The organism is Sulfurospirillum deleyianum DSM 6946 (assembly GCF_000024885.1).
GTDB classification, from domain to species: domain Bacteria; phylum Campylobacterota; class Campylobacteria; order Campylobacterales; family Sulfurospirillaceae; genus Sulfurospirillum; species Sulfurospirillum deleyianum.
Map to the genome: position 1 here is coordinate 1,832,775 of NC_013512.1, position 13,207 is coordinate 1,845,981.

General features: G+C 40.0%; 14 protein-coding genes. 2 read left to right on the forward strand and 12 right to left on the reverse strand.

The window, feature by feature from the left end; genetic code table 11:
• Positions 1–7 precede the first annotated feature (7 nt).
• Positions 8–1,087, forward strand: a complete 1,080-nt coding sequence (locus SDEL_RS09140) for a glycosyltransferase (RefSeq protein ID WP_012857571.1) — start codon at positions 8–10, stop codon at positions 1,085–1,087.
• Between the two features lie 80 nt (positions 1,088–1,167).
• Here the strand turns inward: SDEL_RS09140 and SDEL_RS09145 are convergent, their stop codons facing one another.
• From SDEL_RS09145 to SDEL_RS09190, 10 genes are all read right to left on the reverse strand, one after another.
• Positions 1,168–1,926, reverse strand: coding sequence for a lipopolysaccharide kinase InaA family protein (locus SDEL_RS09145; protein WP_012857572.1), 759 nt, complete (start codon positions 1,924–1,926; stop codon positions 1,168–1,170).
• 210 nt (positions 1,927–2,136) lie between these two features.
• The gene (waaC, locus tag SDEL_RS09150; protein ID WP_012857573.1) at positions 2,137–3,120 is read right to left on the reverse strand and encodes a lipopolysaccharide heptosyltransferase I; all 984 of its coding nucleotides are present in this window, start codon (positions 3,118–3,120) and stop codon (positions 2,137–2,139) included.
• 1 nt (position 3,121) lies between these two features.
• Complete coding sequence (locus SDEL_RS09155) at positions 3,122–3,586, reverse strand: glycosyltransferase family protein (protein WP_012857574.1); 465 nt, start codon at positions 3,584–3,586, stop codon at positions 3,122–3,124.
• Positions 3,579–4,499 carry a lipid A biosynthesis lauroyl acyltransferase gene (locus SDEL_RS09160; RefSeq protein WP_012857575.1) on the reverse strand — a complete coding sequence of 307 codons (921 nt, stop codon included), beginning with the start codon at positions 4,497–4,499 and terminating at the stop codon, positions 3,579–3,581. Before SDEL_RS09160 ends, SDEL_RS09155 begins: the two co-directional genes overlap by 8 nt.
• On the reverse strand, positions 4,499–5,752 hold the full coding sequence (locus SDEL_RS09165) for an O-antigen ligase family protein (RefSeq protein ID WP_012857576.1): 1,254 nt from the start codon (positions 5,750–5,752) through the stop codon (positions 4,499–4,501). Before SDEL_RS09165 ends, SDEL_RS09160 begins: the two co-directional genes overlap by 1 nt.
• 6 nt (positions 5,753–5,758) lie before the next feature.
• Positions 5,759–6,325, reverse strand: a complete 567-nt coding sequence (gene gmhA / locus SDEL_RS09170) for a D-sedoheptulose 7-phosphate isomerase (protein ID WP_012857577.1) — start codon at positions 6,323–6,325, stop codon at positions 5,759–5,761.
• Positions 6,322–7,740 (reverse strand): D-glycero-beta-D-manno-heptose-7-phosphate kinase, encoded by a 1,419-nt coding sequence (rfaE1, locus tag SDEL_RS09175; RefSeq protein WP_012857578.1) that lies wholly within the window; start codon positions 7,738–7,740, stop codon positions 6,322–6,324. Before rfaE1 ends, gmhA begins: the two co-directional genes overlap by 4 nt.
• Positions 7,733–8,746 (reverse strand): ADP-glyceromanno-heptose 6-epimerase, encoded by a 1,014-nt coding sequence (gene rfaD, locus SDEL_RS09180; protein ID WP_012857579.1) that lies wholly within the window; start codon positions 8,744–8,746, stop codon positions 7,733–7,735. The genes rfaE1 and rfaD overlap by 8 nt, the downstream gene beginning before the upstream one ends.
• Before the next feature lie 8 nt (positions 8,747–8,754).
• Positions 8,755–9,264 (reverse strand): D-glycero-beta-D-manno-heptose 1,7-bisphosphate 7-phosphatase, encoded by a 510-nt coding sequence (gene gmhB / locus SDEL_RS09185; RefSeq protein WP_012857580.1) that lies wholly within the window; start codon positions 9,262–9,264, stop codon positions 8,755–8,757.
• Position 9,265: 1 nt separating this feature from the next.
• Entirely contained in the window at positions 9,266–9,970 is a 705-nt protein-coding gene (locus SDEL_RS09190) for a tetratricopeptide repeat protein (protein ID WP_012857581.1), read from the reverse strand.
• 148 nt (positions 9,971–10,118) lie between these two features.
• On the opposite strand from SDEL_RS09190, the gene SDEL_RS09195 reads away from it, so the two are divergent.
• Entirely contained in the window at positions 10,119–10,415 is a 297-nt protein-coding gene (locus tag SDEL_RS09195; protein ID WP_012857582.1) for a c-type cytochrome, read from the forward strand.
• Between the two features lie 44 nt (positions 10,416–10,459).
• On the opposite strand, the gene ccoS is transcribed toward SDEL_RS09195, so the two are convergent.
• Both ccoS and SDEL_RS09205 read right to left on the reverse strand, forming a co-directional pair.
• Positions 10,460–10,699 (reverse strand): cbb3-type cytochrome oxidase assembly protein CcoS, encoded by a 240-nt coding sequence (gene ccoS, locus SDEL_RS09200; RefSeq protein ID WP_012857583.1) that lies wholly within the window; start codon positions 10,697–10,699, stop codon positions 10,460–10,462.
• A gap of 1 nt (position 10,700) precedes the next feature.
• The gene (locus SDEL_RS09205; protein ID WP_012857584.1) at positions 10,701–13,121 is read right to left on the reverse strand and encodes a heavy metal translocating P-type ATPase; all 2,421 of its coding nucleotides are present in this window, start codon (positions 13,119–13,121) and stop codon (positions 10,701–10,703) included.
• Between the last annotated feature and the right edge of the window lie 86 nt (positions 13,122–13,207).

Consider the following 13,207-nt stretch of genomic DNA (forward strand, 5'->3'; position numbering starts at 1 on the left):
CAACACCATGAATATTCTCATCCTTACTGCGTCTAATGATTCTTTCAATAGCGTAAGACCTGAATTAGAAATTTTTGTCTCTCTCGCAAAAGCAGGGCACAATGTCACCATTATGACGCAAGAAAATACACCTTATACTGAAAGATTAAAATCTCATGGTATTGAACTTTTTCATACAGAATATCAACGAAAAATCAGTCTAAAAACGATCTTATTGATAAGAAAAATTATTCGCGAAAAGTCTATTTCAATCGTGTATGCTACCAATTCAAAAGCGATTTCAAATGCCATTTTTGCGACACTCGCATTACCTGTAAAATTAATTGTCTATCGAGGCACAACGGGAGGACTCTACAGACATGACATAAGTTCTTATCTCAATGCGCTCAATCCTAGGGTTGATGGCATCGTGTGTGTTTCCAAATCAGTTGAAAACCATGTAAGAAAACAGTTAAAAAGAACGAAAAAAAGAGTTGTCACCATATACAAAGGACACGATACCGCATGGTATAACGAAACGCCTGCTAATCTTGAAATCTTTGGAACACATCCAACGAATTTCAATGTAGCTTTCGTCGCAAATGTTCGAGAACACAAGGGACTCATTTATCTTTTAGAAGCGGCGCATCACCTCGCAGATATACCAAACTTGCACATCCTCCTAATAGGAAATCATATTGATCAACCACACTATTTAGAAGTGATTGAAAAAAGTGGAATGAAAGAGAGAATTCACCTTACAGGACATCGCAAAGACGTTCCTCAGATTATTGCGTCATGCGATGTTCTTATACATGCATCTACCCGTAAAGAGGGTTTGCCTCGAGTCATTCTTGAATCTCTTGCAAGCGGTACTCCCGTCATTGCCTCAGCCAATGAAAGCTCACTTGAAATCATTCAAGACCATGTCAATGGACTTATCGTTCCCATTAAAGACGCTTTATCGATAGCCCAAAAAATTCGCTCTTTGTATGAGTCACCCACTTTGCTTAACGAACTAAAAGCTAACGTGAAAAAAACGATTGATAACGAGTTTTCCCACACAAAAACAGTTTCTAACTATCTTCAATTTTTTGAATCACTATAAAAAAACTTCAAACATCCATTACATGTAACAAGAAAAACAGATAAATACATTGTTTATCTGCTTTCTTACATGTAAGCATTTTAGAGCGTTTTTTTACTCCAAAAAGCAAACACTTTTTTCCAAAAAGACGTGTATTTTTCTCCAAAATAATGTCTTAAAAAAAGTTCTATTTCTTCTTCACTCACATTAAGCCTTCGAATACAATGCATATCAAAAAAAGTTTTTGTCAGAAAAGAAATTCTACTTAAACCTGCATAATGTACTTTATCCGTATCAATCATATAGAGTTTTTGTACCCCATTGTCTTCTTGCACTAAAAAATTGTGTAACACAATATCTGTATGACGAATATTGGCATCGTGCATTTTTTTGGTATAGTGCGCCATCAAAGCAAAAAATGTTTCAAAACGACTATCCAAATCTTTATACAATACATGAAGCGCTTGCGCATCTTCTATCATTTCAAAAATGACCACACTTTTTTTCTTCCATGGCACTAATCCCATAGAAAAATACCCAATCGGTTTAGCCGTTGGGATTCCTTTTCGATAGAGCATTACGGAGCCTTCAAAACAGCGCTTTGCTCCTGAAGAGAAAATATCTTTTAATCCAAGTTCGACTCTTCTTGCCCATCTTGTATGATGAGATGTGTCAAAGATTTTGACAAAATAACGCTTAGAATGATGAGAAACAATAAAAAGTTGATGATCTGTTCGCCCTGTCTCAATAGTTTTTTCTGCTACGTGCGCTAAAGTATCATTGGAAACAGATTCGAAGATATAGTCCAAAAGGGTATGTTCTTCATAGCTAATATGCTCAAAAGGGATAGGTTTATTCACGTTTACTCTTCTACATTTTTATTAGAGTTCTTGCAGAACTCTTGACACGCCTTTAAAGCAAAGCTCTAAAGGTTACGTTAACACTGAGTTTTCTTTGGCCAAAAGCCCACGCACCCTTGGTGCTTTTCTCCTTCTTGCAAAATGATTTTTGCAAGAAGTCTCATAAATTTTTTGATGATATTTATATCTTTGATAAGAAATCCTAAACATTTACGATAAAAGCAATGCTTTAGCAACCTTCACAATCTCTTCTGCTTCAATCTCTCGAATGGAAAAATCTTGCTTATTGAGTTTTAGAGGGTTGACGCTGCTTTTGGACTTCACAACCTTATTTATGGGAGTAACATAGACTCTATTAATCGGTGTTGGGCCAAAAATAGTGATGGAAGGAACATTAAGCGCCCATGCCATATGCGTAGGTCCCGTGTCATTGCCAATGAGCAAAGCACAGTGTGAAATCACATATTTTAAAGCATCGAGTGAGCCTTTTGGCAACACCTCAATGAAAGCGCTTTGCTCTTGCATCCACAAAGCTTTACGATGCTCCTCTTCACTTCCCCAAACCACCAACGCTTTCATGCCCAATGCCTCAGCAACTGCCACAAACTTCTCTTTAGGATAATTTCTGCTCTCCCATGTGGAGCCAATCACCAAAAGCAAAAATTTCTCTGGCAACGCTTCCACAACATGATTACTTACCAAAAAAGGTTTTTTGTGGATAATCTCTTGAGGGCTCACCTCAATCCCCAAAGGCTCACACAAGACTCGCACATTACGGTCAATCGTATTTGCCGTGTAGGCAATAGAGACTGTTTTGCTATAAAACAAAGAGGCAATGCCCTCTCGAATAGAAGCTTTATCAAATCCCACAATCTCTTTTGCCCCAATGATTTTTGCAACCAAAGCTGATTTTAAAAGCCCTTGCGCATCAATAATCACATCGTAATTATTTTTAGCATAGCTTTTTAAAAGACGATACTGTGAGAAGAGAGCCGACTTCTTTTTTTTTAAAGATTTTAGATTGACGCACAAAACATTATCGATATCGGGATTATTCTCCAAAACACCTTTAAAAGCCTCTTCCACGACCCAATCAATACGCACAGTTGGTAAGGCTTTTTTAATGAATTGTAGTGCTACCATCGCATGAATAATATCGCCCATGGCGGAGAGCTTTACGATGCAAATTCTCACCCTAGTACCTCAGCATACAATGCCTCGTAGCGCTCAGCCATTCGCTCAGGTGAAAACGTATCCGTGTCATGAAAGGCACGCTCGGTAAGTCTCTTTCGCAAATCTTTATCAAGATTGTAAAGCTACTCTTTTTAATCGCACTATCCACCCATCTGGTAATGAGATACGGTGTTTTAAAAAAGAGATACCCTAAAAAGGCAAATTGCGCCCCTTTCGTCTCATGCGCATGTACCACATCAGCCTTTTTAAGAAGGCTAAGCGAAAGCAAATAGGGTTTTTTCACCTCAATTATCATCACATGAGGAAGCTTTAGCGCTGCGACTCGTTTTGCCAATTCCGCCTGATTTCTGGTTAAAAGTGTTTGAACATATCCTTTTTTGGACAGCTCTTGAATAAGAAGCAACGTCTGACGTTCTCCACCTCGAAATCCTTTCGCAAAGTTTACATGTAAAAACGATTTAGGCATCTCTTTTTTTCCTTTTTTTACGCACACCGTACACGCTTTTATGCTCGCCTTTCCAACGTCTATGAAACCAAAACCACTCCTCAGGCTTTGCTCGAATCACGGCTTCCATCACATTAGCTTGGGCTTGAGTCGCTTCTAAAATATCCTGCTCCATATTTTCTGTATTGGCAACTTCGATGGGTTCATGAAAACTCAGCGTATAAAGCACATGATCATTTGTGGTCATAAAAACAGGGACAATTAAACCATTGACACGCCGTGCCATAATGCTTGCAGCTGGGGTATGTCGTACATTTTTACCAAAAAACTTAACAACAATCCCTGCCTTTTGAGAGGTGTTTTGATCGACCAATAATCCAATATTTCGTCCCTCTTTAACTGCTTTAAGCATCGGGCGCATTGCCCCTTTTTTATCAATCATCTCAATATCCAGTTGTTCTCTATTGGTACGAACAATCCGATCCATCGTCGGTGAATCCAGTGGTCTTCCAATACCACTGAGTGCGCCATAACGTGCGGCAAGTGCTAATGAAATTAACTCCCAATTCCCATAATGCCCCGTTTGAAAAATAATCGGGCGTTTACTCTTTAGTACCTTTTGCATAATATCTTCATTTTCAAAACGCACTTTCTTTAAAACAGCCTCTTTGGTAGTAGGATAATTGCGTACAAAATCCGCCCCATTAAAGGCAAGATTACGATATGCCGCTTTCATAATCGCCTCTTTTTGCGCTAGAGAGAGGGTTTTTTCATAGGCAAGATTGAGATTTGTCATAATAATCGAGCGATGTTTAGTATCGAAAAAACGCACCACATCAGCGATAAAAATCAAACATAAATCTAACACTTTCCGTGGTGTGTATTTCACTAAAGCACTAAAACAATAAAATAAAATAAAATAAAATCGATCCATTAATGTAACACTTTCTCTTGGTCAAGTTTACTAGAAACAGCCATACTCAATCCCACAAAAAAGGCAAACAAAGTTAGAGGATTGAGTAAAATCAGTAAAGGTTCAGGGAAACACCCAATAATATAAATGCTTAAAAGTAATAGACTGAGTCGTTTATACACAGGATTTTGAATAGGAAGACGATAGAGCGCTATTAAAAACCATACAAAAAGCACAAGCCCAATCAGACCGCCTTGTACAACCACCATTAAATATTGACTGTGTAAATCATTTGTAATTAAAAATGCTTTCGCTTTTGCTTCTATACCAAAATCATTCTTTTGAAGTGCCTCTTCCACGGCTAATTTATAGTCCCCATAGCCAACACCCAAAAGAGGATGTTCTAAAACAATCTCTTTGGCAAGTAACCAGTAACTTAAACGTAGACCAATAGAAGTATTCCACACGCCTTGTTTCATTTTCTGAACATCCACAAAAATGGTATCAATCCTCTTTTGAAATTGAGGCACACCATTATAAATACCATAAGCAGCAATGAAAACGGTAAAAACCAATCCCGATAATAGTTTCATATTCCCTCTAAAAAACATAACGATCATCCAACAGAGTGCCACTAAAAAAGAGAGTTGCCCTGTTCTGCCATTTGAGAGAAACAGTGTTACGATCAACAAAAGAGAGAGCGCTAAAAGTCCAAACTGTTTTACTCTATCTCGTTTTAGTGTAATCATTATATAAAGTGTACTGATAGCACCTACTGCCATAAATACGCTGTAATGAATAGAATTCATAAAAGGTGAAGTATTCAACTGTGCTTGACCTCTAATCTGCCACCACTCCAAATAATGCCCCATAGAGAGTGCACTGCTTACGCTAAGAGAAAATAAAAATGCCACCACCAAGGGTTTAAGCCACTCTTTTTTCACCAAAAGAGCCAAAGAAGGAATCAAAGAGAGTAAAAAATAGAGCTTTAAAAGACCATTAGCCTGTACAAAACGCTCTGTCCACAACACTGTAACACTCATATAGCCGATAAAAAGAAAAAATGGAAGCATAGCAGGAATACATTTGAGTCTTTCCCATATGCCCTTGATCCCAAAGTTTAAAAAAAGTAAAAGAGGAAAATAAAAAACACAAAAACTCATAAACGCTTTTGAAAAAGGGAGCAATAGCACAAACAAAAGAAGCGAATAAAACGTAACTTTTTCTAATTTGGTTTCAAAATGATAAGAAAATAAGGGCACAGCGATGTTCATACACACCTACTTCCACGAATCATCAATCGCTTGACAGATAATATGCCCAATCATAATGTGCATCTCTTGAATGCGTGGGGTGTCATCACTAGGAACCACGATATTAATGTCACAAAATTCATCCATCACGCCACCATCTCGTCCACTGAGTCCTATGGTTTTACACCCCATATTACGAGCGAGACTAAGAGCACGAATGACATTTTTACTGTGTCCACTCGTTGAAAAACCAATGAGAAGGTCTCCCTCTCGTGCGAGTGCTTCGACTTGTCGATCAAAAATACGCTCAAAACCAAAGTCATTGCCCACAGCTGTGAGCACGGAGGTGTCTGTGGTTAAAGCAATACCCGCAAGCCCTCTGCGTTCGGTTTTATAACGACCACTGAGCTCCGCTGCGATGTGCTGGGCATCTGCGGCACTACCACCATTGCCACAGAGTAAAATTTTATTGCCATTTTTAAGGGTTTCTGTGGCGATAATACACGCCGTATAAATATGGTTTTGAAGGCTTTGTATGGTTTTTGCAATTACGTCTTGATGCGAGAGCATCTCGTTTTGTATCATGGTCATCATTGGGTTTGAACCTTTTTAATAATATTCGTGGTGCTCTTTCCTTCAACAAAATGGACTAAGCGCACCTCTTTGGCAATGTGGCTTCCCACAACCTCTTTGCCCTCATAATCTGCCCCTTTCACAAGCACATCAGGCATAATCGCTTCGATGAGTTCCAAAGGTGTATCCTCTTCAAAAGGCACCACATAACTCACCGACTCAAGTCCTGCTAAAATGTAGGCTCTATCTTCTAAAGCATTAATGGGGCGACTTGGCCCTTTTAAGCGCTTTATCGACGCATCCGAATTGAGCCCCACAATGAGCATATCGCCAAAGCTTTTAGCCACTTCGAGGTACTTCACATGCCCTACATGTAAAATATCAAAACAGCCATTGGTAAAGACGATTTTCTGCCCTTTTTTGGCTTTAAGGAGTCTTAGCATCTGCTCTTTGGTTTTAATTTTACTCTCTGAGGTCGCTGAGCGTAGAGCATGTTCATACGCATCCACTTCATCGAGGGTGACGGTGGCACTGCCTATTTTTCCGACCACCACCGCAGCTGCGGCATTGGCAAAGGAAGCGGCCTCTTGCATGGAAAGCCCACACGTAAGGGCATATGCCAAAGAAGCCAACACCGTATCGCCAGCCCCTGTAACATCGTAGACTTCACGAGCAACGGTGGGCATTTTATGAAAAGTATTTCCAAAAATCGCCATACCATCCTCCGAGAGCGTGATGATGGCATACGCCAAATCCAAACTCTCTTTGAGAAAGTTTCCTGCTTTTTTCAAACTCTCCTCATCCTTGATAGCAATCTTTGAAGCAATGCTTGCCTCTTTTTTATTGGGAGTAATGAGTGTTGCTCCACGGTACTTACTGTAATCATCCCCTTTAGGATCCACCAAAAGCGGTTTGTCATGTTTTTTTGCCAAAGAGATGATATTACATGTAAAGCTTGGCGTTAAAACCCCTTTGCCATAATCGGAGAGCAAAATAGCATCAACCTGAGGCAAGTAGGCTTCACACGCACGCAAAAGTGCCAAAGAAGACGCCTCATTTATCTCATCTTTGGATTCGCTATCAAAACGAACCACCTGCTGATGCGAAGCAATGACACGGCTTTTTTTACTGGTTTTACGCCCCTCTTGACGCACAATGCCTTTGGCATCTGCGCCTAGTGCTTCAAGCATGGCTAAAAGCTCATTGCCATTTTCATCATCACCCACGACACTGAGCACACTCACGTTTGCACCCAAACTTAAAAGGTTATTGACCACATTGCCAGCACCACCTAGCAATACACTCTCTTTTTGCACATCGACCACTTGTACGGGTGCTTCAGGAGAGATGCGTTCACATTTTCCCCACAAATAGTGATCCAACATCACATCGCCAATCACCAAAAGGGAAGGCTTATACGCTCGTAATCTATCCACGTTTCACTTCACTTTCAAAAATACGTCTAATTTCTGGAACATACGCTCTAATGCCCTCTTCCAAACTCACTTCTGGCGCATACCCAAGCGCTTTACATGTAAGGTCAATATCGGCCTGCGTATGCATCTGATACGCCCCAATATAAGGATTTTCAAAATACTCTGTTTGAAAATGCGTGCCTAACTCTTTTTGCAAAATATCAGCAATATCTTGAAAACTACGAGGCAGGGCGGTTCCCACATTGTAAACCCCTGAAGTACCTGAAAGGGCTGCTTTAATATTCGCTTGAATGACATCGTCAATGTAAATAAAATCTCGTAAAATCTTATCGGAGTCGTAAAAAAGACGAGGCGCTTTGCCACTTAAAAGTTGCAAGCCTAATTGCAAAACCATCGAGGCGGTTTTATTTTTGAAGTATTCACGAGGTCCATACACATTAAAATAACGAAGTCCCACCACAGAGATGTGCGGGTGTTCTGCGCTAAATTTGCGTGCTAAATAATCCATAGAGAGTTTACTAAAGCCATACACATTTTGAGGCTGTTCAAACCCAACACGCTGTGGGCTAGGTGCATCACCATAGGTTGCGCCACTGGAGGCATAGACCACCACTGCATTGCTCTTTAACGCCAGTTCTAAGATGCTTTTAAAGGCATTGACATTGGTTTTCACCATAATGCCCTGATCTAAAACCGTGGTATCCGAGATGGCTGCTTCATGGAAAATATAATCAAATCGGTACGCTTCTAAGGCTTTTAGTGCCACCGCATCGTTAATGTCACCGCTGATGACTTCACCCTCAAAGCCAATGAGATTTTTAAAATGCCCAAAACTCTTTAAATTGCCATTGGAAAAGGTCTCTTCACTGCGAAAACAATCAAAAACAACGACACGACATTTTGGGAAATTTTTTTGAAAATAAAAGGCTAAATTACTACCAATAAATCCCGCTCCACCCGTGATGAGAACGGTTTTAAGATTAAAATCAATAAAAGGAATTTGCATACGAAACCTTAGTGTTGAATAAGGTTAATTGTATCCAAAATTAAATTAACGCAATATTTAACCCCACCCTCACACGTTTGGCTAAGCAAAATGGTATTGTCTATGCCCACACCTTGTGCGGCCTCCATATCACTGGGTTTATCCCCAATCATCCATGAAGCTTTCACATCAATATCAAAAGCACGTATCGCCTCTTCAAACATCCCACTTTTAGGCTTCCTGCACGCACAATTTGCCTCTGGAGCGTGCGGACAATGATACACGGCATCAATGTTTATCTTTACATGTAAAAGCGTTTCTTTCATCCACTCTGTGAGTTTTTGAAAATCCTCTTCGCTGTAATAGCCTCTGCCAATGCCAGATTGGTTAGTCACAATAATGAGCAAATACCCCAACGATTGAAAATGACGCAGCGCCTCAAAAACACCTTCGTAAAACTCAAAATCCTCAATTTTAGAAACATAGGCTTTATCGACGTTAATCACCCCATCTCGGTCTAAAAACACCGCTTTTTGCACCCTACTCTCCCAATTCTTTTGTAATATCACTGAGTAAGTTGGTGTATTCTAAATAAGCAAAGGCATCTTTTTGCGCAATCAATGCGCTCCGTGCTCGTTCAAAAAACACCCTTGCTTCGACTCTATTTTTGACATCATACGCTAAAAATTTTGCCATATAATAATTTGCAAAGACATGCGAAGGTTCTTGATTTAAAACCGTTTGTACCTCTTCAAGAGCGGTATAAACATGCGACTCTTTTTGAAGCGCAAGGGCACGTTTTAAGCGAATCATATGTTGTGTTGGGTCTGCGAAAAGGCTCTGTTTGTACATCAAAGCAGCTTCATTAAAAATACCCATCTCAAAATAGCCATCACCCAAATCATTCCAAATGGCTTTATCGTTTGTTTTTTGTGCTTGTAGTTTTAAATTGGTGACTTTAAGAGCAAAAGGAAGAACAGAGGCGATTTTACTGTTTTGAACATGGTGTGGGTCAAGCAAATAGGCATTGACTAAGGTGTCAAATCCTTTGGCGATTTCGCCTTGCTTCAGGTAAATATTGGCAAGTTGTAGCATACAAATGGCATTCGTTGGCTCCTCTTTTAAGATAGACTCAACAATCTCTTTGGCTCTGCTTATTTCAATGCGTTCACTTTCACATACACTGTGCGTTGCAGAAAAAAGCGCCACTTGCATCCACATGATTAACACAAATCCTCGAAACACCCATGCCTCTTTACTACATTCAATATGATTAAATTATAGCTAATTTTTATAAAACGAAAATTGTATCCCAAAGGTGATAAAAAATATAAGCAGGGATAAAGTCTGCTTGGTTATAATTTTTCACACACAACTTAGGAAAGGGTATCAAATGAAAAAAATTTGTACAGTTTTGGCAATTGCAGCAGTATCTAGCCTTATGGCAGCAGATGGCGCGGCAATCTACAAAGCGAAGTGTTTCTCCTGTCACAAAGAGAATGCAAAAACATCTGCTTTGAATAAATCTCAAATCATTGCAGGATGGGATGCGGCAAAAACTATTGCATCTTTGCAAGGGTATAAAGCAGGTCAAGGTGGACCAATGAAAGCGGTTATGAAACCTATCGTTTCAGGTCTAAGTGATGACGATATGAAAGCAGTTGCTGAAACTATCGCTTCATTTAAATAAATAACAGGCTACAAGAGCAACACTCTTGTAGCTTCCCTAACCTCTTAGTCAGGTGGAGCGTATCCTTTTTCTCGCTTCTCTTTTTCCCTTAAAATAGCTTCTCTTTTACGTTCCATTCTCACAGCATCATTTAAAGCCTCTTCACTGTCAAACTGAGCACCATCTAAAAATTTTTTATGGTCATCAAACTGACCACTTCTAATTCCCCAGAGCAATGCCCACAACCCAAACGCACCCAAAAGCGTTGAAGCAAAAAGCATCATCGCAATCACCCATCCATCCATGTTACAGCCTTTTTAATACCATTTTAATCCGCATCGAATTTCCCACAACTATCAAAGAACTCAGCGACATTGAAAGTGCTGCGAAAAGAGGAATAATATGCCCACTCATCGCTAAAGGAATGGTGATAATATTATAAAGCAATGAAAAGGCTAAATTTTCCTTAATCACCTTTAAACTCATACGTGAAATCACAAACGCATCGTATAAACTCTTAACACTGTCATTGGTTAAAATAACATCGCTCACATCCAACGCAATATCAGCGCCACTCCCCATAGCAATCGCTATTTCACTCTTTGAAAGCGCTAAGGTATCATTGATACCATCGCCTGCCATCACCACTTTTTTCCCTTTTTTATGAAGCGCTTCGATATAGTCTGCTTTTTCATCAGGAAGCAATCCTGCTTTAAAATGTGCAATCCCTACCTCTTTGGCAATCACGTGTGTGACACTTTTATGATCCCCACTTAGCATCACTATCTCTAATCCCAACGCTTTTAACGCCTCAATAGCACTCTTTGCGTTCTCTTTTAAGCTATCCTTCAAACCAAAAATCGCTACCAATTCTCCATCGACCGCAAAGAAGTAGTGACTTAAAGCGTGAAACTGCTCCTCTAGCACGCATTCAATACCCGCTTCTTGCATCATTTTAGCATTGCCACCCATCAAGAAATGCCCTTCACAAAACGCCTGTAATCCCTTTGCTTCAATCGATTTAACCTGCTCTAAACTCTTTACATGTAAAGACGTTTCATGCTCTTTCACAAAACGCCTAACGCCTTGACTCATGGGATGATTCGAAGCACTTGCCAAAGCATAAATCAAAGAAAAATCCACCTCTTTGAGCACTTTCATCTCGACCACATCGGGTGTTCCTTTGGTAATGGTTCCTGTTTTATCCAGCACCAAAGTATCGCATTTTGCCATACTTTCCAAAAAGCCCGCTTCCTTAAATAAAACACCCCTTTTAGCGGCTAAACCTAAGCCCACCAGCGTTGCCACAGGTGTCGCTAAAGAGAGCGCACACGGACACGCTATGACAATCACTGAAATCGCCACAATCAACGCCTTTTCAAATGAACCCTCTTGCACATACCAAAAAACCCATGTACACAACGCTAAAAAAAGAATCGTACTGGAAAAATAGCCAGAGAGTTGATTGGCAAATTTTTCAATCAACGGTTTTTTACTCAGGGCATCTTCTAAAAGGGTTACCATTCTCGTCAGCATAGAAGAGGAAAAAGTTTGTTTGGCTTCATAGCGTATCACACTATCCAAGCACAAAGAACCACTGAGTAACTTATCTCCCTTACGAAGCAGTACAGGCACGGATTCACCGCTCAATCGAGACATATCAAAGGAGCCCTCACCATGAAGAATTACCCCATCAATGACCACTTTATCTCCCGCCTTAATCTCAATCACATCTCCAACATCCACACTTTCAACCCGTTTTAAAATCTTCTCATCGCCTAGCACCACCATCACTTCTGTGGGAAGAGAACTTCCATACGCATCCAGTGTATCCACCGCTTTTTTCTTACTCAAAACTTCTAAATATTTCCCCGCAAACACAAAAGTCACAATCATCGTCACCGAATCAAAATAGACCTCCGCATTTTTAGTAAACATCGCATACAACGAAAAAACATACGTCAGTGTCGCTCCCGTTGCCACTAAAAAATCCATCGTGATATAACGGTTTTTCAGTCCATAATACGCCCCTTTAAAATAGACCGAACCTGTATAAAAGAGAGTGGGTGTTGCCAGTACAAACTCCGCAAAATTGAGAATATTTTTGATGTTGCTCTGCATCCCTGTAAAGTATCCCGCATACTGCGCAATGGCGATCCACATCACATTCATCGTCGCAAAAATACCCACTAAAAGTTTCGAATAATACTCCCTACGCTGAGCATTGGCTCGCTCCTCGCCTCCTTTGGGGTCATACGGATAGGCGTTATAACCAATGCTTCGAATCGTCTCAATAATGCGTGAGAGCTTGATAACAGAATCATCCCAGACGATTTTAGCTTTGTGATTGGAGTAGTTAATGCTCACTTCCACGACCCCCGCTTGTCTTGAAAGTACTTTTTCGTTGAGCCACACACACGCACTGCAATGAATCCCCTCAATAATCAAAGAAATCTCACTGAGTCCCTCGCTGGTCTTTTTGACATATTTTGAAACAAATCCTTCCAAATCAAATCTTGAACTCTCCTCTAAATGCTCCCTAGGTGGCTCAAGAGTTGTTTCACCCATTTTTTCATAAAATGTATCTAACCCCTCTTCGTGTAAAAGATGATAAACTCCTTGACACCCTTTGCAACAGAAAAATTTTGGTGGATTAAAGTGGGTGTCACACAGCAGTAAAGAGGTATCGTACTCTAAATGACAATGGTCACAGCGTTTTGTGTTCATTCCGTATCTTTCGTATAAATTTTACACATTAAGGCTGATTATATCGTGACTTTTTTGTGATAAAGCTGATGAGTTCTATGGCTTAA